Origin of the sequence: Winogradskyella sp. R77965 (assembly GCF_044594915.1) — a bacterium.
Taxonomy (GTDB): Bacteria; Bacteroidota; Bacteroidia; order Flavobacteriales; family Flavobacteriaceae; genus Winogradskyella.
The window spans coordinates 526,288-552,565 of the sequence record NZ_CP138990.1; the positions used below are offsets into that span (position 1 = coordinate 526,288).

The following is a 26,278-nucleotide window of genomic DNA, read 5'->3' on the forward strand; positions in this document are numbered from 1 at the left end:
GAATTAAGAACAGGTTTAGATGAAAAACACTACAAAAACCATTGTTTTATTTGTAACATTAACATTAATGTTCTCGATTGGTTATTCTCAGACCGAGAAAGGAAATTTAATTATCGGTGGATCTTCAGACTTATCGTTTTCTTCTAGTAAAAGTTCTGTAAAACCTAATAATGAAAATCAAGGTGATGATACAGTTTTAAGGCTTTCTTTTGGACCCTCTTTAGGATACTTCATAATAGATAAATTAGCAATTGGATTGCAAGTGCCAGTTAGTTTTAGTAAGCGTAAGAGCGAGTCTTCTAATGGCTTTGAAACATATCCATTTGAAATTAAATCCACTTCAGTTTCTGCTATTACTTTTATACGTTATTATTTTTCTGAATCAAACATTAAGCCTTTTCTACAAGGAAATGTAGGATTCGGAATAAATAATTCTGATTCATTTTTAGTTGATTTTGAAACAGGTAATACCGAGTATGGTAAAATCAAATCAAATACATTTTCTTATGGATTTAATGGAGGGGTTGCTTTTTTTATAAATTCAAATATCTCCATAGATTTAGGTATTAATTATTTATCAATAACTACTAAGCCAGACGAAAATAATGATTTTGATTTTAAATATATAGATAGTAAAATTGGCTTTATTGCTGGTTTTAATTTGTTTCTTTAATAATAATTATAAGTATGAGCGGACAACTAAAAGTGCCAACAATGGCGGAGTTTATGGCAGAAGGGAAACAACCAGAAATTTTATTTTGGGTTGGTTCTGCTGGAAGCTATGATGATAGAGCTAAAAAAATTACAAAAGCTTTTGTGAAGATTTTGAATAAAGCTAATGTAGATTTTGCAGTATTAGGAACCGAAGAAAGTGCTACTGGTGATTTAGCTAAGCGTGCTGGAAACGAGTTTTTATTCCAGATGCAAGCTGTTATGAATATTGAAGTGCTTAACGCCTATGAAATAAAACGCATTGTAACTTGTGATCCGCATTCATTCAATTGTCTGAAAAATGAATATCCAAGTTTAGGTGGAAATTACGATGTTATTCACCATACACAATATATAAAAGAACTAATGAGTTCTGATCGCTTAACTATAGAAGGCAATACTTATAAGGGGAAACGGATTACATTTCATGATCCTTGCTATTTAGGTAGAGCCAATAATGAATATGATGCACCTAGAGATGTTTTAAGTAAAACCAATGCCACATTAATAGAAATGAAACGTCACAAGCAAACAGCATTATGCTGTGGAGCAGGAGGCGCACAGATGTTTAAGGAACCAGAAAAAGGAGATATGGACATTAACGTGCTTAGAACCCAAGATGCCTTAGAAACAAATCCCGAAATTATCGCTACGGGTTGTCCTTACTGCAATACTATGATGACAGATGGTATAAAAGCCAAAGAAAAAGAAAATGAAATATCAGTAATGGATATTGCTGAATTAATTGCAAACGCTTAATAATAGTATAATGAATAAAGTTATTATCGCTCTAGTCTTGCTAATAGGATTAAACCTTAACGCTCAAAAAAAATCAAAAGAAGAGGTTATTGATCTTATGGCAGAAGACACTTGCGAATGTATTACTAAGAAAAAAATAAAGACATCGGCTACTATGGACGAAAAGCAAATGGCATTAGGCCTTTGTTTAATAAAAAGCTATAATAACCATAAATCAAAGTCTAAATATTTCAGCGAACAAAAAACTGCAAATTTTGAAAAGATTGGTGAGGAAGTAGGCTTAGTAATGGCTACCAAATGTGGAGATGAATTTTTATCTATTTTTTCCTCCGAAGAATTGGTAGATTTTATCGATGACGAAGAGGAAGATATTATAGGATTTAAAAGCTCTGATGATGATAAACTTACTATAGAAGTTGAATTATTATCTATGAATAATGATGCTATATCGTATATTGAAACTAAGGATGATTTTGAGAAAAACCATATTTTCTTAATAACAGAAAAGTTTGAAGGCTATGAATTGCTTAAGAAATCTAATTTTGGACAATCATTTATGATTTCATTTAAAGAGGTAGAGTTATTCGATTTAAGTGAAAAGCAATATATTACAAAAAAAGTAATTACTAAGTTAGAAGCGCTATAATATGCTAGTGGATTTTGATACGTTACCCCAAGAATCTAGAGTTTGGATTTATCAAGCTAATCGTTCATTTTCTGATGCAGAAATAGAACAACTTAAGGAACAGCTTAATACGTTTATTGAAGCTTGGACTGCTCATGGAAAAGATTTAGAATCTGGCTATAAAATTGTTTATAAGCGTTTTATAGTTATTGCTTTAAACCAAAGCTTAAATAATGCCACAGGTTGTTCTATAGATGCTTCGGTTCATTTTATTCAACAATTAGAGAAACAATACCAAGTGGATTTAATGGATAAAATGAATGTGTCTTATAAGCAAGGCGAGTTTATTGCTTATAAGCCTCTGATTGATTTTAAAAAGATGGCACAGCAAAAAGCGGTTTCAAAAAAGACCATTGTATTTAATAATTTAGTCACTAATATCGCAGAATTTAATGAAAATTGGGAAGTGCCTGCAAGCGAAAGTTGGCATAGTAGATTTATTAAGTGATATTTCATCAAAAAATTTCCGTTTCAAATGGAAGAACCTATTTTTCAACCTATAACCATAAAATTTAATAAGTGGCAACAGACATTTTCTTACTAAATATTTCTGGACAAGATAAACCAGGCCTAACTTCTGGTCTTACAAGCGTATTGTCAGAATATGATGCCAAGGTGCTAGATATTGGGCAAGCAAATATTCATGATACTTTATCACTAGGTATATTATTTGAAATTAAATCCGGAAAAAAATCCGCAGCTGTTTTAAAGGATTTACTATTTAAAGCCTACGAGCTAGGTATAGTGGCTAAGTTTACACCGATTTCTGGCGAAGACTATGAGAAATGGGTTAATCTACAAGGTAAAGATCGCTACATCGTTACCATATTAGGCGAAAGACTCAGTGCAGAGCAAATTTCTGAAGTAACCAAAGTGATTTCAGAAAAGAGTCTAAATATTGATTCGATTAAGCGCCTAACCGGTCGTACATCATTGATTAAAAAGGAAGACTATCCTAGAGCTTCAATTCAACTATCCATAAGAGGAAAATTAGGTGATAAAACCGAGTTTACTTCTAAATTTATGGAAATATCAAAGGAGCTGGATGTTGATATTGCTTTTCAAGAAGATAGTATGTTTAGACGCAACAGACGTTTGGTTTGTTTCGATATGGATTCTACTTTAATTCAAACTGAGGTTATTGATGAACTGGCAGAAAGGGCAGGAGTAGGTGAAGCAGTAAGAGCCATAACTGAATCTGCGATGCAAGGCGAAATTGATTTTAAAGAAAGTTTTAAAAAGCGAATGAAGCTTTTGGAAGGGTTAAGCGAAGAGGTATTACAAGATGTTGCAGAAAACCTTCCCATTACCAAAGGTGCAAAACGATTAATTGATACACTTCATTATTACGGCTATAAAACAGCAATTCTTTCTGGTGGCTTTACTTATTTTGGACATTATCTTCAAGAAAAACTTGATATCGATTTTGTATATGCTAATCAATTAGAAATTACAAATGGCACTCTAACAGGTGGCTATTTAGGAGAAATTGTAGATGGCAACAAAAAAGCCGAATATCTCAAATTGCTCGCCAAGAATATGGGAATTGATATAGGTCAGACAATCGCTGTTGGTGATGGTGCTAATGATTTACAAATGTTAAATCTTGCTGGCTTAGGTATTGCTTACCATGCAAAACCTAAGGTAAAGGATAATGCCCAAAGTTCTATTTCTAGTATTGGCTTGGATGGCGTTTTATATTTGTTAGGATACCACGATCGTCATATAGATTTAGTTTAAACTCTTTTTATGTTTACTAAAACTGTTAATTAAGCGGTTTATAAAAGTATCATAAAGTCTTTTAACTTCTTATTAATTATGCTATTTTGGCATAATATTAGTTCATATTAAAGAACCTATAAACAATAAAAGATTATCAATGCGCTATTTGTCCCTTATCCTTATATGCTCTTGTTTTCAATTTAACTGTGCGCAAGAGCAAATCAATAATCCCTTACAGTCTCGAGACCCTATACAACAGCAAAAATGGGTTGATAGTTTATACAACTCTATGTCAGTTGAAGAGCGTATAGGACAGCTATACATGGTGCAGGTCATGTCCGAGAATAGTGATGCTATTAATAATAAAGTTGTAGACCTTATCAAAAAGCAACATATCGGAGGAGTCATTTATTCAAATGGCGGACCGTATCGACAGGCTAAATTAAACAACAAATTACAAGCAGCTTCCAAAATTCCACTTCTGGTTGGTATGGATGCGGAATGGGGTTTGAGTATGCGTTTAGATTCTACTTATGCGTTTCCTTGGAATATGACACTTGGAGCCATTTCAGATAATAAATTAGTAGAAGTAACTGGAAGGTTAATAGGCGAGCATTGCAAGCGATTAGGTGTGCATTTTAATTTTGCACCTGCTGTAGATATTAATACCAATCCTAAAAATCCAATTATTGGTAACCGTTCTTTTGGAGAAGATAGAGATAACGTTACTGAAAAAGGTTTGGCGTTTATGAAAGGTATGCAAAGTGCTGGTACATTGGCTAATGCAAAACATTTTCCCGGTCATGGAGATACAGAAGACGATTCTCATTATAAATTGCCAACAATAAATTTTAGTGCAAAACGTATAGATTCTATTGAGCTATATCCATATAAGGAGCTAATAAAAGAAGGTCTATCAAGTGTTATGGTTGCCCATTTAAACGTGCCTAGTTTAGAAAAAAAATCTGGTTTACCATCTTCGCTTTCTAAGCATATTGTTACCGATATTCTAAAAGATTCTCTTGGTTTTAAAGGCTTAATATTTACAGATGCCTTAACTATGAAAGGTGCGGCAAATTTTAACGAAACTGGAGCTATAGATTTAGCTGCATTTTTAGCAGGAAATGATGTGCTCCTAATGTCTGAAGATGTTAGAATCGGAACTAAAAAAATCCTAGATGCATACAATAAAGGGGAGATTACTGAAGGGCGTTTGGCACATTCAGTTAAGAAGATATTAATGGCTAAATACAAGGTGGGATTACACGATTATTCTCCTGTAGGACTGTACAATTTGTCTAAAGAACTTAACAGAATTGAAGATGATGTATTGTATGAACAGCTTATGGAAAGTGCAATTACAGTTGTAAAAAACACGAATTCAGTATTACCTCTTCGCGATATAGAAACAAAAAAAATAGCTTATGTAGCACTTGGTGATTCTAAAGGCTCAGCGTTTTTAGATGAATTAAAAAAATACACCAAAGTACACCAAATAAAAGCCGATAAGCTTGATGGAGTTATTGCCAAACTTCAGAATTATAATACCGTGGTTGTAGGATTTCATAAATCTAATGATGACCCTTGGAAGAAATTCAGATTTTCACAAAAGGAAATGGCTTGGTTATATGAAATTGCAAGAACTAATACTGTGATTTTGGATGTATTTGCTATGCCTTATGCATTAAACGATTTGTTATCTATTGAAAATATTGAAGGCATAGTAATGAGCTATCAAAATAGTAGGATAGCTCAAGAAAAATCTGCGCAACTTATTTTTGGTGCTATCGGTGCAAAAGGTAAATTACCAGTGAGTACTGGTAAATTTTTCCCAGTTGGAGCTGGAGAAACTTACAATGCATTATTAAACTTAAGTTATGGTTTACCAGAGCGCGTTGGAATGGACTCTCAAAGACTCAGCAGAATAGATTCTATTGCTAATCACGCGATAAAAAATAAAATGACTCCTGGTATTCAGTTATTAGTGGCAAGAAAAGGAAAAGTGATATATAATAAGAATTTTGGTTATCATACATATTCTAAAAAAAATAAAGTAGATTCAGACGACATATATGATCTCGCTTCACTAACAAAAATATTGGCTACGCTTCCCATATTAATGGAATTAGAACAACAAGGATCAGTATCTCTAGATTCTAAATTAGGTAATTTACTTGCTGAGTATAAATCATCAAACAAAAAGAATGTGACGCTCAAAAAAATGTTATCACATTATGCGCAATTAAAACCATGGATTCCATTTTACTATTCCACTTTAGATACTGTAACAAAAAAGCCGGACCCAAAATATTATAGAAAAAAGCGAAGTAAAGGCTTTGATGTAGAAGTGACGAATACACTTTTTATGCGAAATGATTATAAAGACTCCATTCAAAAAACAATAATTGAAAGTGAGCTGTTATCAAGCCTGCGCTATCGCTATAGTGATTTACCATATTATATTCTTAAAAATTATCTTGAAGGATTTTATGACAAATCTTTAGATGAAATCACCCAAGATCGTTTTTATAAATCTTTAGGTGCAAATTATACGACATATAATCCTCGACGAAAATTCAGTCTTAAAGATATTGTTCCTACGGAAGTTGATAATTATTATCGCTACAAAAAAATACATGGTTATGTACACGATATGGGAGCAGCAATGCAGGGCGGAATCGGTGGACATGCAGGTGTGTTTAGTAATGCTAATGACGTAGCCAAAATAATGCAGATGTATTTACAAAAAGGCTTTTATGGTGGTAAACGCTATTTTAAAGCTAAAACCTTAGATAAATTTACCAAATGCCATTACTGCCATGCTGATAATAGAAGAGGAATAGGTTTTGATAAACCACAATTAGGCGAAGAAGGACCCACCTGTGGTTGTTTATCAATGACAAGTTTTGGGCATTCTGGCTTCACAGGAACTTACGCTTGGGCAGATCCTGAAGAAGAGATTGTCTATATTTTCTTAGCTAACCGAACCTATCCTCAGGCTGGTAAAAATTTACTACTAAGAGAAAATATTAGAACCGAAATTCAGCGTTTGATTTACGAAGCAATTATTGAATAAGTTTGTATTTAAAAATTGTAAGTAATAAGAACAACTTCTGACTAATACAACTAAAACTTTAGACAATTTTTAACTTTAGACCCTTATAACTTTATTTAACTTTAAATTCTTAAAACGTTTGCATGAAAATAGGAATTGTTTGTTACCCGACATTTGGTGGTAGTGGAGTAGTAGCTACAGAGTTAGGCTTAGAACTTTCAAAACGTGGTCACGAAATTCATTTTATAACATATAGCCAACCAGTAAGATTAGAACTGTTGAGCAGCAATGTGCACTTTCATGAAGTCCATGTACCAGAATATCCATTATTTCATTATCAACCTTATGAATTAGCTTTATCTAGTAAATTAGTCGATATGGTTAAGTTACATGATATTCAATTATTACATGTACACTACGCCATTCCCCATGCTTATGCAGCTTACATGGCGCAGCAAATGCTTCTAGACGAAGGCATTATTGTTCCTATTGTTACGACACTACACGGTACAGATATCACTTTAGTAGGTAGTCATCCATTTTATAAACCAGCAGTAACTTTTAGTATCAATAAATCTGATGCAGTAACATCGGTTTCAGAAAGTTTGAAGAAAGATACGATGCGTTTATTTGATATTAAGAAAGATATTTATGTGGTACCTAATTTTATTGATTTAGAAAAACACTTAAAGAACTTTACAGATTGCCAACGCGGAATGATGGCTGATGATAACGAACGTATTATCACTCATATAAGTAATATGAGGGAAGTGAAGCAAATACCAGACGTCATAAAGATTTTCTATAACATTCAAAAAGAATTACCAGCAAAATTAATGTTGGTAGGTGAAGGACCAGAGAAAGAAGGTGCTGAACTACTAGTAGAAGAACTTGGTATACAAGACAAAGTTATTTTCTTCGGTAACAGTAATGAAATAGATAGAATCCTATGCTTTAGTGATTTGTTTCTGTTACCATCTCAGACAGAAAGTTTTGGTCTAGCAGCACTTGAGGCAATGGCAAGTAGTGTACCTGTAATTTCAACAAATACTGGTGGAATTCCAGAGGTTAATGAAGATGGATATTCTGGGTATTTAAGTGATGTAAATGCTGTTGAGGATATGTCTAAAAATGCAATAAAGATTCTATCCGATATTGATACATTAAATCGTTTTAAAACGAATGCAAAAGTACAGTCTAAGAAATTCGACTTGCATAATATAGTACCAATGTACGAAGCAATTTACGAAGAAACTTTAAAGAAGTTCTTAGTAAGTTAGTTATACCAAACTGCATAGCGTGCTCTTCGTAATTCTAATGCAATTTGCTCCTCAGCAATTATAGCCTCATCTCTGGTAAAAAATGGATCAATATGATTATAAAGACTAGGACGTAAATACAAGCCATATTTTTTTACAATATTCGAAGAAATTTTATAGCCCTTTTTAGTTCTATGACCAGTTTTGTGTTGCATAAAACGTTCTTTTGGAGTTTTACTTGTCATGCCTACATAGAGACATTCTAATACACCATTAAACTGTGGGTTCGCATTTCTAAATTTTGCATTCTCTGTGAATACACGTTTAGATAATTCTATAACATAAATACGATATAAGACTTTTGCCATATTATTAATCATGGTTTGTAATGCGTCCATATTTTTTTACTTCGGAGGCAAACTATTTACATAGTCAAAACTTTGTTCAAAATAACTAACCATTAATTTTTTATCAGTCCAAAGTGATTCTGGTACTAAAACATAATCCTTCATTTTTGCGCCATATGAATAGTAAAAACCAGTATTATATGTCTCCATAAATTTAGCAGATTCATCTTTTGGTAAACGAATACCAATTTCGGCAGCTTTATTAAATAATGTAAACATATAACCATTAGAAGAGGTGTAAATCATGTTCTTGCCTTTACGCTCAAACCCTTTACAAGCTTCGGTTATATCATCATATATTTTTAGTCCAACATCCCAATTCATAATAGATGTTTTAGATATGTTGGTCGACTAGTATAGCATTTCCGTCTGGATCTAAAACCACAAAACTAGCTGGACCAGAATCGGAAGTTTCGTCAATCTCGCTTGCAAACGCAATATCTTTTGATTTTAAATGCTTTTGAATGTCACGTACATCATCAAAATTTTCAAGCGTATTGGCATCTTGGTCCCAGCCTGGATTAAATGTAAGGATATTGTTTTCGAACATCCCTTGAAACAAACCAACGAGAGATGATTCATTTTTCATAATGAGATAATTTTTTTCTAGGTCTCCAGCGAAAACCGAAAATCCTAAAGTCTCGTAAAATGCTTTTGATGCCTTAATGTCTTTTACAGCCAGGCTTACAGAAAATGCTCCTAATTTCATGATTATGATTGTATTGTTAGTACTTAAAGGTAATAAAACTAACTTTTATAATATACTTTGCCCAAAAGTCAATAAATTAGTATCAGGATCTAGCAACGCAAATTCTTTTTGTCCCCAAGGTTTTATCTCTAATTTTCCGTTTGGGTGAATGGCTATATTTTTATCTAGCAGCTCTTGGTATAATTGATCTATGTTATCAGGCCTAATATAAACCTGCCCATAATTTTCTTTTGGATTTAAGTCCTTAAATAAGAAAAAATGAATTTCAATATTGTCCTTTTTTACCATTAAATAAGCTTCATAATCTTCATCACCTAATTCTTTAAATCCCAATTGATTTATATAATAATCCTTGGTTATAGCTTTATTGCGCATTGGTAATTTTGGATGGATGTCATTCAGCATAGATTTTATATTATTTCTTAATATCTTCTTCTTTATTCAATAAAATCGGTTTCCCAAATCCTAATCTTTCTAACTTATCCAATTGTGTTTCTGCATCGCCGACGATTAAATAAATCATCTGATTGGGTTTAATGTAATTTTCAACCAACATTTTAACATCTTCTACAGTCATTGTTTTCACAATAGTTTCACGTTGTTTTGCATAATCATCTGTCAATCCGTAATTGCTAATATTACTCAACATATTGAGTTTTGCTCTAAGCGTTTCAAAAGCTCTAGCTGTACTTTTAATGGTAAAGCCTTTGGTAATTTCTAAATCTTCTTCAGAATAATTATCACCATAATCCTCTAAAATTTGCTTTATTAAACTTGTAGCTTCGTATGTTACGTTGGTTCTAATTCCACTACTGATGATAAATTCACCTTTATTTGATGAGCCCGAGAAACCAGAACGAATACCATAAGTGTAGCCTTTACCTTCACGTAATTGCTGGGTTAATTGGGAGGCAAAACTACCTCCACCTAATCTGTAGTTCATTACTGTAGTAGCGTAATAATCTTTGTTCGTTGCTTTGAGAGCAGGATAGCCAAAACGAATAACAGATTGTTTTGCACCAGGCACATCATAGAAGTACACTGTTGAGCTTTCAGGATATAATGGTAATGCCAATTCTGGTAGAGTTACATCTTTTACTTCCCATTTAGTGTTAATTGTTTCTAAAGCCTTAATAACCTTAGCTTCAGAAATGGCACCAACTACGTGTATGTTAGTTAATTTTGGTGTAAGATTAGTAGTGTAATAGTTCTGTAAATCCACCATAGAAATGCTTTCTACTGAAGCTTCAGTACCATTATTATTATATGCTAGAATGTTATTATCTCCATAAAGTAATTTTGAAAATTCATTTGAAGCAATACTGTTTGGGCTGGCTTTGCTACGTTGAATACTACTAATAGTGCTTTGTTTTATCAAATCGAATTCTTTTTCGTCCCATCTTGGTTCTAATAGAATTTCTGAAACCAAAGCCATAGTGGCATCAAAATGTTTCGATAAGGTTGTGCCAGAAATTACAATGCTTTCATCTGTTGCGGAAGCATTAATATTAGCTCCCAAACTTTCAATAGCATTTTCGAGTTCTTCTGGCGTTTTGTTTTTTGTGCCTTTGGTCATAAGATCAGCCAATAGATTAGAAACACCGACTTTGTCTTTGTCCTCTAGTAACAAACCACCTAATATTTGCATTTGAAATTGAACCAGTGGTACTTCCGAATTTTCAATACCAAATACTTTTATACCAGAATCTAGTTCTTTTTTCCATACTTCTGGAATGTTCAATTCTGGACTTTCTCCATATGCTGGCTCTATACTTCTGTCAAAACTACTTGCTGTTTTTTCGTAAGTCGCTGTAATGCTTGGGTCAAAACTTTCTTCTGCTCCCTCAATAATCTTTTCTTCAACCACACTAGCTAATTCCGAATTTTCTAATACTAAATTCATTTGTCCTTTTGGTACAAAACTGGTTGCGATATGGTTTTTATCTTTAATGTATGTATTATAAACACGCATAACATCTTCTGGTGTAACCGCCAAAATATTTTTTACATCTTGATTTATAAATCCTGGATCGCCTGCAAAAATTTCATATTGAGCCAACTGAAATCCTTTACCTAAAACACTTGAAAGTCCTTGATAGAAATTAGTTTCTTGTCCGGCTTTAATTCTATTTAAATCTTTTTCTGAAATGCCTTTTAATTCAAAATCTTTAAAAGCATCATTTATAGCAGCTGCAACAATATTTAAATCTTTTTGGTTAAAAGCAGTTACGCTGAGCATAAGTTGCCCAGCAATTTCAGATGAATTTTGACGCATTCTTACATTGCTTGTTAATTGCTGGTTTTCAACCAAAACTTTATACAATGGTGCTTTTTTACCTTGACTTAAATATTGGGATAGTACATTAAGCGCATAAGAATCTGGGTGGTATTGATAAACAGTAGGCCAAGTCATAGTAAGCCTTGGCGCACGTGCAAAATTGTCTTCATAAAATAAGCGTTTCGAGCTTTTTAGTGTCACAGGTTGTTTTTCAATTTCCAAAATATCTTCACCTCTAGGAATCTCATCAAAATACTTTTTTACCCAAGTTTTAGTTTGTTCTACATCAATATCTCCGGCAATAGTTAAAGTGACATTATTTGGTACATACCAACGTTTAAAAAATTCCTTAACATCTTCTAAAGTTGCATTTTGTAAATCCTCTAAAGATCCGATGACTTCCCAACTGTAAGGATGACCTTTTGGATACAAATTGCTATTAATTACTGCTGAGTTATGACCATAAGGTTGATTATCGACACGTTGACGTTTTTCGTTTTTAACCACTTGTTTTTCTTTGGCTAAAACAGGTTCAGTAACGGTATTGATAAAGTAACCGAGTTTATCTGCCTCTGCCCAAATCATTTTCTCTAATGCATCTTTTGGTACCGTTTGAAAGTAGTTCGTTCTGTCTCTACTAGTAGAACCATTAGCACCAGAGCCACCAATACGAGCACTCATTTGGTCTAAGCCACCTTTGCCTAGGTTTTCTGACTCTAGGAATAATAAGTGTTCAAATAAATGCGCAAAACCCGTTCTGCCTTCTTTTTCTCTGGCAGAACCAACATGAGCAGTTAAAGCTACAGCTGCAACAGGATCGGATTTATCGACATGAAGAATAACTTGTAAACCATTGTCTAAAGTGAATTTTTCAAAATCAACTTTAAATTCTGTTTCAGATGTTTTGGTTTCGTTCTGTTCACAAGACGCGATTGTAAAAAAAACAAATAGACTTAAAATTCCTCTTCTAAAAATTCTCATAAATATGTGTTTGATTGATGAATGTTGTATTATAATTCGAATGCGTTATTATTCACAAAGAAAATAGAGTTAACTAAAAACAGTTTTCCATTTTCCCAAAAACTTCTAAATAAGGTGTTATCTACCATATAAATAAAGCTTCCGCTTCCCATTGGTTCTTCACCAAATATTAGAGTTTGATCTAAGTTTTTGAGTGCATCTTTACCTGCAAAACCAGAATAGACTTTGGTGTTATCTAAATGTGCAACATTATAACCGTTTTCTAATAAACCGTAGGCAGAACTTCCTAGTTTTAAAGTAAAATAGTCCTCACCATAACCAAATGCCATAGGGTGCGTGCTATCTACTTTAGTTTTAAAAATAGCACCAGTAATAAGGTTGTTGGTATATTCACGCTCACGATCTGCATAAGGAGTTAAGTTATCATTCATTTCTTCCCCTTCAGAATCTTTCGAGGATTTATATTTAAGACTAAAACCATCTTTACCAGCAAAACTTCTTAAGGCTCCATCAATGGCAATGACTTTTCCACCTGCACGCACCCAATCTTTCAGTTTTGTCATATTGCTTTCATCCAAAACGCTTCCGTAATAACCACTAGGTATAATTAACACATTGAATTTATCTAAGTTGGTTCTGCTTAAATTATCCGTGTTTATCGATGTTAAAGGATAGTGCAATTGTTTTTCAAAGAAATGCCATATTTCACCATAGCTCAGTGATGACGTACCTTCTCCAGAAAGCACAGCTACTTTTTGTTGATTGATTAACTTAATATCTGGTGATCCTATATCTGGATATATTTCCGAAAATCCTGTATTAATTTGTGTTAAGGCTTTTGAATGCTTTTGGGCAATGGTATTTAATTTTGAAACAAATTTATCGATATGTGTATTATCGCCTTTCGTTATTATTAGAGAGCCACGTTCAAATTTGGTGCCATTAGAAGTGAATGGTTTTTCTGTAAATCTAACTTTGAATTTATGCTGTAATACATCGGCTAAGAACTTGGCGTCATTTATTGAATTCCATTTACTTACATAGCCATAGGCATCATATATTACGTTAAGTTCTATGCGCTCAAATAGTTTACTGCTACTCACTTTACTTGTGCTAGCAATAGCATCTAAACCATAAGCATACGGTACAGACCAAGCTGTAATATCATAAGTTAAAGAATCGGTGAGTTTGGCATTTGGTTCAAACAACACTTTTACCATTTTGCCTTTTGGTTGATTGGTGTGAACGACTAAGGCGTCACTAGAAACATTTATATTACTTTGTTTACCAGTTTGGTAATTGTAGCCTGAGATTTTAGAATTGTTTGGGTTTTCAAAAGCTATGTCGTGCTTGTTTAATAGTTCCTTTAAACTATTTAGTTTGTCTGTATTACCAGAAACAACATAACTCTTATATTTTAAGTTTGAATTATTGAAAAACTTAGCAAATTCAGTATTCAATTTTGAAGCGTTTTTTGAAGCGATTTCAACGGTCGAAATTCCTGTTGTGGTATGATGCGTTAAGCGTTCTACTAACGTTAAAACATGGCCTTCGTCATTCAAAATTCCTAAACCGGCCATACCATGACCACCTTGTTCGTAGGTCATACCGATCGCTCCCATATATGTTGGATAGGTATCTCCGTAACTTGGATAAAATAAATCGAAACGTTCTCTGGTAAAGAATAACCAACCTTCGGCATCAAAATATTTAGCATGATTTTTTCCTATTTGTGTCTGGAAATCGCGCTGCCAATCACTAATAATTTCATGAAAGGGTTCTGCAGCTGGAGCAAAATAATAAGGTTCATTGATACCTTGTTCATGAAAATCGACATGAATATGTGGCATCCATTTATTATATACCTCCAAACGTTTTTGTGTTTCCACTTGTGTAGCCCAAGCCCAATCTCTGTTGAGATCAAAAAGATAATGGTTTGGTCTTCCACCTGGCCAAGGTTCGTTGTGTTCACTAGCTTTTCGATCAATATCGTAAGGTTGGCTTGCCGTTTCGTTATACCAATTGACGTAGCGATCTCTGCCATCTGGATTAATACAAGGATCTATAATCACTACCGTGTTTTTTAGTAGGTCTTTTTGTTCCGTTAATAATTTAAATAAGGTTAACATTGAAGCCTCTGTGCTAGACGCCTCATTGCCATGTACATTATAACTCAACCATACAATAGCCACATCAGTAGACGTTGGAGTTCCTTCCAATAATCCTGTGTTTTTTAGATTATTTTCGCGAATGGTTTCTAAGCTTTTTATGTTTTCTTCACTAGAAACATAAGCTAAGTACAATGATCTGCGCTCATTAGTTTTGCCGTATTCTTCAAGTTTTACCTGATTTGGTAATGTATTTGCGACAGATTTAAAATAATCGACCACTTGATGATGACGACTAAATTGTGTGCCGATTTCGTATCCTAAAAAGTCACTTGGAGATTGAATGTTTTGAGCCGATGTAAAGGTATGGCTGCCAAAAGCGACCAAAAGAAGTAAAACTAATTTTTGCATTTAATATTTTTTTTTGGTTGAAAGCTAGTAAAGATAATCAGTGAAACTGAATTAACTAAAAATTAGCAGTTAAAAAACAGAAGTACATTATATTTATACCATAATTTAGATTACTATATGCCAACCGACTGTATTCCGTTTAGAGAAACCCATTACTTCTCAGACTTTATTTGTGATTATCTAGACCAAAAACCAGAGTTAGAATTTTTGTACAATCGATTTCCAACTTTAGATAATTTTAAAGCTCAGATAGAGGATAAAGCATTGTCCGTTCGAGCGGAGTCGAGAACTGTTTTAGTTGAAACCTTAAAAGAACAATATAAAGATTTAAACACTTCTGAAGCGACTAGTGAAAATATAGAAACCCTAGGAGATAATAAGACCTTCACTATTACAACAGGTCACCAATTAAACTTATTCACTGGGCCTTTGTATTTTCTTTATAAGATTATCTCTACTATAAATCTTACCAAACAATTAAAGGAGAAATATCCAAATTACAATTTTGTGCCAATCTATTGGATGGCATCAGAGGATCATGATTTTGAAGAAATCAATTATTTTAATTTTAAAGGTAAGAAGATTCAATGGAATTCTAATCAAAATGGAGCTGTTGGTCATTTTAATACTGAAGGTTTAGAAAATGTTTTTGAAGTTGTATCTGCTGAATTAGGTCTCGGAAGAAATGCAAAACAATTAAAAAAATGGTTTGAAGAAGCGTATTTAAATCATAATAATTTAGCTGATGCTACGCGCTATTTGGCTAACGAATTATTTGGAGAGCATGGTTTAGTGATTTTAGATTCAGATCATGCTGATTTAAAGCGTTTATTCATTCCTAATATTAAAGAAGAACTTTTTGATCAAACGGCTTTCAAGCATGTTTCTAATACTAATAAAACGCTACAAGATTTAGGATTGAAAATTCAAGTAAATCCTAGAGAGATAAATTTCTTTTACATTGATAAAGGTTTGCGAGAGCGTATAGTTTTTAAAAACGATGTATTCAAAGTCAACAATACTGATATAACTTGGAATAAAAGTGAAATTATAGAGCACCTAAATTTGCATCCAGAGCGTTTTTCACCAAATGTTATTATGCGACCTTTATACCAAGAAGTTGTTTTACCAAACCTTTGCTACATAGGTGGAGGCGGAGAGATGATTTATTGGTTACAATTAAAATCTAATTTTGAAGCACAACAGGTTACTTTTCCAATGTTATTGTTGCGTAATTCTGCTTTGGTGAAAACGACTAAGCAATCACAGAAGCTAGAAAAATTAAATATTTCTAATAAAGATTTGTTTTTAGATAGAAATTCATTCATTAATAAAAAGGTTAGAAAAATATCAAATATAGATGTTGATTTTTCAGAGCAGATTAAGCATTTAGAACAACAGTTTAAAGACTTGCAACAACTTGCAGAGCAAACCGACAAATCGTTTTTGGGTGCTGTAAAAGCTCAAAAAGCTAAGCAAATAAAAGGCTTAAAACATCTTGAAAAACGTTTACTAAAAGCTCAAAAGAAAAAATTAGCAGATCAAATTAGTCGTTGTACAGAATTGCAAGAGCAATTGTTTCCAGGTCAGAGTTTACAAGAACGGAACACTAATTTTTCCGAATTGTATTTAGAATTTGGGAATCAATTAATTCCAGAGCTGATGAAAGCTTTAGAACCATTAAAAGGGGATTTTACAATCTTAACAATTTAGAATTTTTATTATATTCAAAATAAAAACCTCTATTGATCTCTTAAAGAGATGGTTATCGATTAAAAGAGGAGTTTACCTTAATAAAGATAGATTTGGTGTTTTAGCGCTTTAATTTGTAGTGCTATTAATCAATAATTTACTTAATGTATTTTTCTCGTAAAAAGAACAAGCCAATACTTATACTTCTTTGTGTTTCAATTTTTGCTATTATAGGCGCGGCTCCATATTTCTTAGGACCAGGTCTTACCCAAGCAGAGCCAATAGGAACATTCTTAAATGGAAATTTTCCAGATGTAACTGCATCGGCAGAACCATATCGACCGGCATTTCCTAATCTTACATTCGATTCACCTCTAACATTTACGCATGTTCCTAATAGCAATGTGTTGATTGTTGGTCAACGAAATGGAGAAATTTATTGGTTTGAGAATGATGAAACTGTAACTACAAAAAATCTTGTAGCAGATTTATCTAATGAAGTAGGAGTGGTTTGGGATGGAGGATTTTTAGGATTGGCCATTCATCCAGAATTTGGCACATCAGGAAAAAATTACTTTTATACCTATTATACATCAAAAGATGATCAGGGCAGAGACTATCCTGATGCATTCTTAAGTGGTTTTGGTTGTTACCGAGAGGATTATTGGGGAGGTTTTCTTTATTTAAGACGTTACGAAGTAAATCCAACGACCTATGCAGTTGTTCCAGGTTCAGAATTAACTATGCTTAAAATGCGTATGTTTAGTTCTACGCATCGCGGAGGATCTATGGATTTTGGTAATGATGGCTTTTTGTATTTAACTACAGGTGAGCAGTCGGCTTATACCAAATCACAGAATATAACTACTAATTTAGATGGTGGTGTCTTAAGGTTAGATGTAGATGAGGACCCGTCTAAAAGTCATACTCCCGTTAAATTATTGAATAATGGAAATGGAAATTGGTCAGCAGCAGAAGTAGCGGGCGGATATTTATCGCTTGATGAAATATCTGGTGTTGGTTATGGTATACCAAATGATAACCCATTTTTGAGTCCTACAGGTTCTAATTTCGAAGAATATTATACGCTTGGTCATAGAAATCCTCATAGAATGACTAAGGATGAGCTTACTGGTACTTTTTATATTGGAGAGATTGGTGGTGGTCTGCATGAGGAAGTTAATGTCATAGAAGCAGGTAAAAATTATGGATGGCCTGTTTTTGAGGGAAATGGCTCAGGACCAGGTGCTGATTGTGGTGGAGATGATGCTGGGATGTATAACAATATGCCTCATGAAGGGCCTTTGGTTGAATTTCCGCGTTCAGAAGCTAATGCCATCATAGGAGGTTATGTATATCGTGGTTCAGATTTGCCAAATTTTTACGGTAAATATATTTGTGCAGATTATGGTATTGGAGAAGAGATTTGGTCTGTTGATGTAAATACTGGAGATTATGATCTTTTAACCTCTTTTTCACCTACTAATATTATTGGTTTTGGCGAAGATGAAGAAGATGAACTTTATTTATTAAGTCAAGGAAACAATGTCTTTTTATACAAGTTGGTACCAACGAATGTTTCTCCATTAGATGATGCTCCACAATTACTTTCGGAAACCGGTGCTTTTTCAGATTTACAGACCTTAACTCCAAACTCTGGTGTTATACCTTATGATTTAGTGGAATCGTTTTGGTCTGATGGAGCAGAGAAACAACGTTGGATGGTTATCCCAAACGATGGTACTTACGATACACCTCAGGAAAAAATTATATTTTCTGAAAATGGAGATTGGGAATTTCCTGTGGGTTCAGTGCTTATTAAACATTTTGAATTGCCTATTGATGAGCTCAATCCTAGTTTAACCCAACGTCTAGAAACAAGATTTTCCGTTAGGGCAAGTTCAGGTAATTTTTATTTTTTAACTTATAAATGGAATGCTGCTCAAACGGATGCTGTACTGTTAGATTCAGGTTTAGAGGAAGATATTCAAATTACTACAGCATCAGGATCTACGCGGAACCAAACTTGGACATATCCAGGTACGCAAGACTGTATCGCTTGTCATAACCCAGCAACTGGCGGAACCATAGGTCCTAGAACAAGGAATTTGAATTCCGATATGTTTTATCCAGTGACGTCACTTACAGCAAATCAGCTTGTGACCTTAAGTTATTTGGGTATTTTAGATGAATCCATTGATGATACTACAGTACAAGGTTATCAGACCCATAAGGCTATCGATGATCATACGGCTAGTTTAGATGAAAAAGCAAGATCATATCTCGATAATAACTGTGCTTATTGTCATAGACCCGGAGGGACTGGAGATAGAGCACAATTTGATTTGAGACTATCTAACAGTTTAGTTCAAACAGGGCTTATGTTTGCAGGTACAAATACTCCTCTAGGGATTCCTGGAGAAAGAATTGTTGTAGGCGGTGATGCGTCTAAATCTATTCTTTTTCATAGAAATGAAAGTGTTGATCCTAGTATAGCCATGCCGCCAATTGCTAAAAATGAGGCTGATCAGCTGGGTATAGATCTTATTGAAGAATGGATAAATCAACTCGATCCTAATTATGAGGATCCTACTATAAATGCTTCAACTTACGTTATAACCAATGCAGGAAGCGGTTTAGCAATGGACATAGCTGGTGTATCCCAAGAAAATTTAGCGGATGTACATCAATGGGCCTATGTTGCTGGCGCTAATCAACAGTTTATTGTGACACCTCAAGGAAATAATGAATATACGATTAAAGCAGTTCACAGCAATAAAAATGTAGATGTACAAGGGCAAGGACAGACTCCAGGAACTAACGTCATACAATATGATGAAAATGGAACAGTTGCCCAGTTGTTTACCTTTGAATATCTTGGCAATGACCAGTTTGCTATAAGAAGTGTATCAAATGGACTTTATCTAGGAATAGAAGGCAATTCAACAATTAATGGAGGGAGCATAAAAACCTATGTTAATGATGGTTCTGACTTTTTTAAATGGACTTTTACAGACTTACTATATGTTCCAGTCACTGGTGTAAATGTATCACCAGAGTCTGATGCGGTTTTTACAAATGAATTTGTGGCGTTATCAGCTACTATTTTACCTAATGATGCTAGTCAACAAGATGTTATATGGACTTCGAGTGATGAATCAATTGCAATAGTTGATTTTTCAGGCAATGTTACAGGCATATCTGAAGGTGTTGTAATTATTACTGCAACTACTGTTGAAGGTGCATTTGCAGATTCTGCAGAGATAACAGTAATTAATAATGATTGTAACGGAACAATTGTAGATCATACCGACCCAGTGGGTTCAGGAACCATTCTTGCAAGAGGTGAAATCAACGAAGTGGAAAATAGATTTAAAGCCTTTGATAACAAGAATACTTCAAGTGATTTCAGTAAGTGGTTAGATAATACAGGAACTCCGAGTGAGGTTGATCCTAGTTATATTTCTATTGAATTTGAAAACCCTCAATTTGTAAATAAATTAGTAATTACGAGTGCTAATGACGTGCCAGGCAGAGATCCTGAAGATTTTAGAATACTGGGATCTAATGACGGGAATTTCACTGAATTAGCGAGTTGGACAGGAGAGGAGTTTACTGAGCGTTATCAATCAAGAGATTTTAAGTTTGCCAATGTAACTTCTTATAAAACGTATCGATTGGAAATTACCAAAAATAAAGGAGATATAGCGCTGACACAAATAGCAGAAATTGAGTTAATAGGATGTGATGGCACTATAGAAGGTATAACTTATACTTATGATAATGGCTGGCTTCCGAGCGATCCTAATGGTGTTGCTTATGCAAATGATTCTATAATGGTAGATACAGGTGAAGCTGTCATTTCAAGTAATACAAGTTGTGATAATTTAACTATCAATGCTGGTGCAGCAGTAACTATAAATACAGGTGTAACATTAACAACTAGTACAACAATTTTAAAGTCAACATCGCAATCCTATTCTAATTTAATTGTAGATGGGACGATTGAAGGAACTGTAAAATATGAGCGCTACGTTAATGCTAATACTGGTGGAAATGATTTGATTTCACCGCCACTTTCGGGAGAAATTTGGACAGAGTTCTTACTCTCTGACGCCAACTCAACAAAAATATTGAATGATGGTAATGATAACCCAAGAGCGTATCTGTTTGGACCTTTTGATAAAAATGTTGATGATTATGTAATTTATACTGATGATGTTGAATGGCCATTAATTAGTGGCAAAGGTTATAGAGCTGGAACGGTTTCAGGCACCTATTTAACTTTTACAGGTAATGTACCAACTGGAGAAATTAGCGTAAATATTGAAGATGTAGGAACGGTCTACCCCGAATGGAACTTAATTGGAAATCCTTACCCATCATATCTTGATATGGATTTATTTTTAAATTATGTTATCGATGATACTACAAATCCTGTTACAACCAATTTAAGTATTTTGGAAGATGGTACAGGTATATATGGATACGCAGGTTACGGCACTTCTAACAAGTGGAGTATTATTACATTAGCAAATGTCTCTGAGAGTACTTTAATGACTCCTGGACAAGGGTTCTTTGTTGCGGCAAATGATACTTATGTAAATGATTATGATATTGTTTTTCATCCATCAATGCGAATAAAAGGTACTAATGATGATTTTATAGCTGGTCGTAATGCAAATGAATTAACCTTCTTAAAACTTACCGCAAGTTCTGTAAACAATAATTATACTACCGAATTCTATTTTAATGAGAACGCAAGTCAAGGTTTAGACCCTGGGTTTGATGGTAAAATTTTGGGTAATACAGCACCTGATTTTGCTCTTTATTCGCATTTAGTACAAGATAATACAGGACTACCAATAGTCTTACAAGCTTTAAATCCTTCTGATCTAACAAATACAATAATTCCATTGGGTGTTAATGCTAATCAAGGAGAGCAAATTACTTTTAGTATAAGTGAAAGTACTTTACCAGTAGATGTTGAGGTTTATATAGAAGATAATGTAACTAATACCGTTACCTTATTAAATTCTATTGATTACATACTTACTCCAAATATCAATTTAAGCGGTACAGGTCGTTTCTATCTTCGTGTGACATCATCAGTCTTATCGGTAAATGATAATGATATAGACTATTTGAAAATATATACCACTGATAATCTAAAATTATTAAATATTAAAGGAGAGCTCGATGCTAACTCGGAGATGAATTTATATGATATTCAAGGAAGATTGGTTTTGAATAAAACTATGAATCATCATAAGCAATTAAATACTATCGATATTTCAAGGATTGGAAGTGGTGTTTATTTTGTAAAAGTGTTTAATGATAGTGGAAGTAAAACACAAAAGGTTTTGATTAAATAATTTCTAGAAATTTAATAAAAAAGCAAGCCATATAGCTTGCTTTTTTATTGACTTACTCAAAATTATAATTAATTAATTGCCCAAGGGCCTCTAAAATTATCTGTCCCACCAGATATCCACTCGTATAGAAAATCACCAGTATCATCAATAAAAATATATTTTACGGTATTACCTGTATTACCGATTCTATATTTCGTGGCAGCATCAACTTTACTAAATAATGGACCTCCAACTCTTGGTTGATTGTTATACCAATTTATTGAATTGGTTAGAGAGCCAAAAGAACCGCCGTTAGAACTATCGTGCTGTTGGTATTCAGTACCATCTCTTTCAAAGTAGACCACATTCGGATGACCAACATTAACAGCAGCTCCAAAACCATTACCCATTATAAGCTGACCAGTATTGCCAAACGTATTATTTACACTCCAAACATGAGTAGAAACGTTTCCTCCAGTTGAATAGGTTCCTATTGGTCCAGGTGGTAAAGCGTTGCCTGGTATGAGACTAGTATTTATAACTAAAGATTGAAATTGAGTGCCATCACCATTAAATATATATATAGCATATCCACCAGTACCATCTAAAACTTGGGCAGCGGCTCCAACGCTTGAGAATTCAATAGCTCCTATTGGGCCGTTAGTATCATTTAAGTCATATATTTTTCTCGCATCATTTTCCATAAATACACCAGGAAGATTACCATTGTACCAAGCATATTTATCACCAGCTTTATTAAAAACCAAAACATCACTACCAGACACACTTGCTAGTGCTCCAATTCCGTCTTCAAAAAGATCTACTAATCCCATATATTGATTTGGCGGTAGTTCACCAAGTAATTCACATTGTACAATATCATATTCTGTAGAAATATTAGTGCCTACAACTATGGCAGGATTTTCTACACTTCGCAACGTATACGATAAAGGTAAACCAGCTTTAATATCTGTACTTTCTTGCAATTGGTCTGCTAACTCATTTATATTGGCAGGTCCAGTTAATGGCGTCGTAGAAGCGTTACCACCATAAGCAACAACTTTAATGTTTAATTCTTCTAATTCTTGCATGGCATTAACATCTAAGGAACCAGAAACGCTAGCAGCTCCAAAGGAGTCATAGGCAGCTTCTAATTGTGCGTGCATCTCTTGACGTGTAGATGAAGACTCTATGAGCATATAAAAAATGCGACCATAAGTTACCGAAGAAATAAACGCAGCCGGATTGTTTGGTCCAACATGAGGCTCTAAATCTTGTGGTGTCACAGACTCTGCAAAAAATCCATCTAAACCATTAGTTGGTATATCAAAACTCATTGTATAATATTGCTGTGTTAATTTTACTAATGTTCTGTTGTATGTAGTGTTTTGTGAGAATGACAAATTCGCTGAAGCACTAGTTGTAAACGTTTCAACGTTTAAGCCCATTTCATAAGCCAGTGCTTCTTCTGATTCTACTTGAGTAATTTCTAGATTAAAATTGCTAGGTATTACACTACCTGCCATTTCAGCGCCGCTGATGATTCGATTCATAGCATTTTGTATAGAACTCTTCTTAACTTCATCTACATCGAAGAAGGATTGTAGATTACCATTGTTTAAGTTGTAAGAAATAGTGCCATCAGCTCTACCAACAGGTATAATAGAAGGTGTTGCGTTGTTTCTTGTCGCACCCTGTATGAGATTACCTGGATAAATAACATCTGCATTTGGATTAAACATAGGGAACTGAGGATTACCATCAGTAATGCTCAAAGTAACTCTTTCGCAATTGTAACGTGTAATTGTTCCATCATCAGCTACTGGATTTTCTGGTTCAGCTTCAACAGGTTCACTAGGTGTTACCGATTTAGATTGTGGAAACGAAGGAAATTCTCCGCCTAAAGCGATAACGTCTTCATTATTTTCACCATTATTAGATCCGTCGTCTTTACTACATGCAAGGCATATAATGCATAACATAAGAATACTTACTTTTTTTAAATGTCTCATGATTAAAAGTGTTTTGTGATTAAACTTGTTTTGTGTGCCCTTGCGCTTTAAAAAGGTCTGCAGCCCAAACTAGCGCAAGACACCACAAAACTGGTATGTCAAACTAATGACAATTCAAATGTATTATCTGTTTGGTATTCAGTGAAATAAGTTGTACGTACAAAAGTCGGACGACCCTAAAATGTGTACGGACTAAAAGCGGACTGACTTTACTAAGCTACTTTTTATATAGAGAATATAAGGTCTTCTAGAGATTCGTTAGGATCGAGTCCTAATTTTTTACGGACACGATACCTTGCTTTTTTAATACCTTCATTAGAGATGTTAAGGATAGAAGCGATCTCTTTAGAAGATAGATTCATTTTCACGAGTGATAGGAATCGTAATTCTGATGCTGAAATTTTTGGATATTGTTCTTTTATCTTGGAATTAAAATCTTTATGCACTTGTTGAAAATAATTACTAAAATTCTCCCAATTATTGTCGTCTTGCAGGTCAAAGTCTATGGTTCTTATAAGATGTTGGTAGCCACCAATACTTTGTTCAGATTTTAATTCTTCAGCTTGTTGCTTTAGGTTTTCGAGTACTTCATTTTTCTTTGCAAGATGCAGCGCATGGGTGGTTAATTCCTTTTTCTTAAAGGCCAGTTCATTGTCTAGTTTTTCTTTTTCGACCTTATTACGTTTTATTCTTTGTCTAAAACCATAAAAACCAAAGCCAATAGCAATTAAGGCTAATCCTAGACCAACACCTAGTAATAATTTTTGAAGCTTACTAATTTTGGCTTTTTGTTCTAGGAGGTCAATTTCGTTTTTTTGAAAAGCGATCTGCTGTTCTTTTTCTTTAGTTTCAAATTCTGTTTTTAGTCTTTCAATGTCTTTGGACTTTTCGATATTATAGACAGAATCATTTATACTCTTGAAGATTATATGGTCTTTCAAAGCCTTATCGTGTAAACCTAAAGCTGCATAAGCTTGAGAGCGATCTCTATACGATTGATATAGATCATCTTTGTTGCCAACCGAATCAGCTATAATTATAGCGCGATCTAACATTGGAATTGCGCGTTCTGGTTGGTTTAATTCTTCAGTGTAAACATCTGCTAATTTTTTTAAGGCCCAAGATTCTGAAAGTGGATGGTGAGAAATAGTTTTAGAATAATCAATAGATTTTTTTAAGTAATCAATTCCCTTTTGAGTTTGTCCAAGCCTCACATAGGTCTTACCTATATTAAATAACGTTATGCCTATAAGGCTATGATTTTTAACTTCTTGAGAATATCCTAAGCTTTCGTTTAAGTATTTTAGTGCAATGTCATAGTTTTCAATCACATAATTAGAATTACCTAAATCATTTAAAGTTAATCCTATTTTTCTTTTATTGTTTTGCTTTTTGTAATAAATAAGTAACTCTTTTTTTATCTCTATTGACTTTTCTTTATTATTTGTATAATGATAGAGTGAAGCTAATGCGCTTTTTACTTTTATTTTTTCATTAGGTAATTGTAATGCTTCGGCAATTTTTAGTGCCTTAAGAGCGGACTCAAACCCTTTATCATATTCTGTTAACCTCATGTAAACTTTAGCGCTTATAAGATGTAGTTTCATCATTATAATTGAGTCTGGAATAGGCTTGCTATACGTTTCTAAATTTTCAGAAATCTTTTCTAAAGCTTTTTTATAATTAGCAGTTACATATAATAATTGTATCATATCATATGTAAGTAAGCCTGCTTCATGTTTATCATTTAAGCTATTATATAGATTAAGAGATTCTGTAAAGTAATACCTTGAAGAATCTATCTTACGTGTTATCATAAAATATCTCCCTTTATGATGGTAAGATTTGGCGAGTCCTGAAGTGTAGTCTATTTTTTTTGCAAGTTTAAGGGCTTCATGAGAATACTCTAAAGCTATTTTTGGGTTAGATTCGTAATAGGCATCGTAGATGGTATGTGCACTTTTTACCTTAGAAGAATCTTGCTTTTGATTTTTGTAAACATTCAAAAGACTATCTATTTTTTCTTGGCTCTGAGCCCAAGTTGTATAGTCTGACGCAAAAATAAAAGCAAATAAGATAAGATACTTTTGTATCATTTTACAAGTGATTGTAGTTGGATAGCTTAAAGATACTAA

The 26,278-nt window shown here is 33.7% G+C and carries 17 protein-coding genes; 9 read left to right on the forward strand and 8 right to left on the reverse strand.

The genetic code is table 11. From position 1 onward, the window contains the following. Positions 1-19: 19 nt before the first annotated feature. The 7 genes from SJY34_RS02485 (at position 20) to bshA (ending at position 8,212) form a co-directional block, all read left to right on the forward strand. Positions 20-673, forward strand: coding sequence for an outer membrane protein (locus SJY34_RS02485; RefSeq protein ID WP_400078594.1), 654 nt, complete (start codon positions 20-22; stop codon positions 671-673). A gap of 14 nt (positions 674-687) precedes the next feature. Beyond that, complete coding sequence (locus SJY34_RS02490) at positions 688-1,470, forward strand: (Fe-S)-binding protein (RefSeq protein WP_400078595.1); 783 nt, start codon at positions 688-690, stop codon at positions 1,468-1,470. Between the two features lie 10 nt (positions 1,471-1,480). Then, complete coding sequence (locus SJY34_RS02495) at positions 1,481-2,116, forward strand: hypothetical protein (RefSeq protein WP_400078597.1); 636 nt, start codon at positions 1,481-1,483, stop codon at positions 2,114-2,116. 1 nt (position 2,117) lies between these two features. After that, positions 2,118-2,603, forward strand: a complete 486-nt coding sequence (locus SJY34_RS02500; protein WP_400078599.1) for an ABC transporter ATPase — start codon at positions 2,118-2,120, stop codon at positions 2,601-2,603. A gap of 71 nt (positions 2,604-2,674) precedes the next feature. Continuing rightward, positions 2,675-3,895, forward strand: coding sequence for a phosphoserine phosphatase SerB (gene serB, locus SJY34_RS02505; RefSeq protein WP_400078600.1), 1,221 nt, complete (start codon positions 2,675-2,677; stop codon positions 3,893-3,895). 139 nt (positions 3,896-4,034) lie between these two features. Further along, positions 4,035-6,953 (forward strand): glycoside hydrolase family 3 N-terminal domain-containing protein, encoded by a 2,919-nt coding sequence (locus tag SJY34_RS02510; protein WP_400078602.1) that lies wholly within the window; start codon positions 4,035-4,037, stop codon positions 6,951-6,953. Between the two features lie 122 nt (positions 6,954-7,075). Then, a complete protein-coding gene (bshA, locus tag SJY34_RS02515) occupies positions 7,076-8,212 on the forward strand; it encodes an N-acetyl-alpha-D-glucosaminyl L-malate synthase BshA (RefSeq protein ID WP_400078604.1) in 1,137 nt (378 codons plus the stop codon). Here bshA and SJY34_RS02520 read toward each other — a convergent pair. The 6 genes from SJY34_RS02520 to SJY34_RS02545 are packed head-to-tail and all read right to left on the reverse strand — an operon-like array spanning position 8,209 to position 15,085. Further along, a complete protein-coding gene (locus tag SJY34_RS02520; RefSeq protein WP_400081434.1) occupies positions 8,209-8,559 on the reverse strand; it encodes a ribose-5-phosphate isomerase in 351 nt (116 codons plus the stop codon). The two genes, bshA and SJY34_RS02520, sit on opposite strands and share 4 nt — an antisense overlap. A 36-nt stretch (positions 8,560-8,595) precedes the next feature. Further along, positions 8,596-8,922: a hypothetical protein gene (locus tag SJY34_RS02525; protein ID WP_400078606.1), complete on the reverse strand. Its 327-nt coding sequence runs from the start codon at positions 8,920-8,922 to the stop codon at positions 8,596-8,598. A gap of 10 nt (positions 8,923-8,932) precedes the next feature. Next, positions 8,933-9,307, reverse strand: coding sequence for a VOC family protein (locus tag SJY34_RS02530; RefSeq protein WP_400078608.1), 375 nt, complete (start codon positions 9,305-9,307; stop codon positions 8,933-8,935). A 45-nt stretch (positions 9,308-9,352) separates the two neighbouring features. Further along, positions 9,353-9,712, reverse strand: coding sequence for a bleomycin resistance protein (locus SJY34_RS02535; protein ID WP_400078609.1), 360 nt, complete (start codon positions 9,710-9,712; stop codon positions 9,353-9,355). Between the two features lie 10 nt (positions 9,713-9,722). Next, on the reverse strand, positions 9,723-12,566 hold the full coding sequence (locus tag SJY34_RS02540; RefSeq protein WP_400078611.1) for a M16 family metallopeptidase: 2,844 nt from the start codon (positions 12,564-12,566) through the stop codon (positions 9,723-9,725). Positions 12,567-12,595: 29 nt separating this feature from the next. Next, positions 12,596-15,085 (reverse strand): M14 metallopeptidase family protein, encoded by a 2,490-nt coding sequence (locus tag SJY34_RS02545; protein ID WP_400078613.1) that lies wholly within the window; start codon positions 15,083-15,085, stop codon positions 12,596-12,598. Positions 15,086-15,202: 117 nt separating this feature from the next. Between SJY34_RS02545 and bshC the strand changes: the two genes are divergently transcribed. Continuing rightward, positions 15,203-16,798, forward strand: coding sequence for a bacillithiol biosynthesis cysteine-adding enzyme BshC (gene bshC, locus SJY34_RS02550; protein ID WP_400078615.1), 1,596 nt, complete (start codon positions 15,203-15,205; stop codon positions 16,796-16,798). Between the two features lie 143 nt (positions 16,799-16,941). Then, positions 16,942-22,152 carry a PQQ-dependent sugar dehydrogenase gene (locus tag SJY34_RS02555; RefSeq protein ID WP_400078617.1) on the forward strand — a complete coding sequence of 1,737 codons (5,211 nt, stop codon included), beginning with the start codon at positions 16,942-16,944 and terminating at the stop codon, positions 22,150-22,152. A gap of 68 nt (positions 22,153-22,220) precedes the next feature. On the opposite strand, the gene SJY34_RS02560 is transcribed toward SJY34_RS02555, so the two are convergent. Together SJY34_RS02560 and SJY34_RS02565 are read right to left on the reverse strand one after the other, a co-directional pair. Beyond that, on the reverse strand, positions 22,221-24,143 hold the full coding sequence (locus tag SJY34_RS02560; RefSeq protein WP_400078619.1) for a thiol-activated cytolysin family protein: 1,923 nt from the start codon (positions 24,141-24,143) through the stop codon (positions 22,221-22,223). Positions 24,144-24,367: 224 nt separating this feature from the next. Next, positions 24,368-26,239, reverse strand: coding sequence for a tetratricopeptide repeat protein (locus SJY34_RS02565; protein ID WP_400078621.1), 1,872 nt, complete (start codon positions 26,237-26,239; stop codon positions 24,368-24,370). Positions 26,240-26,278: the final 39 nt, after the last annotated feature.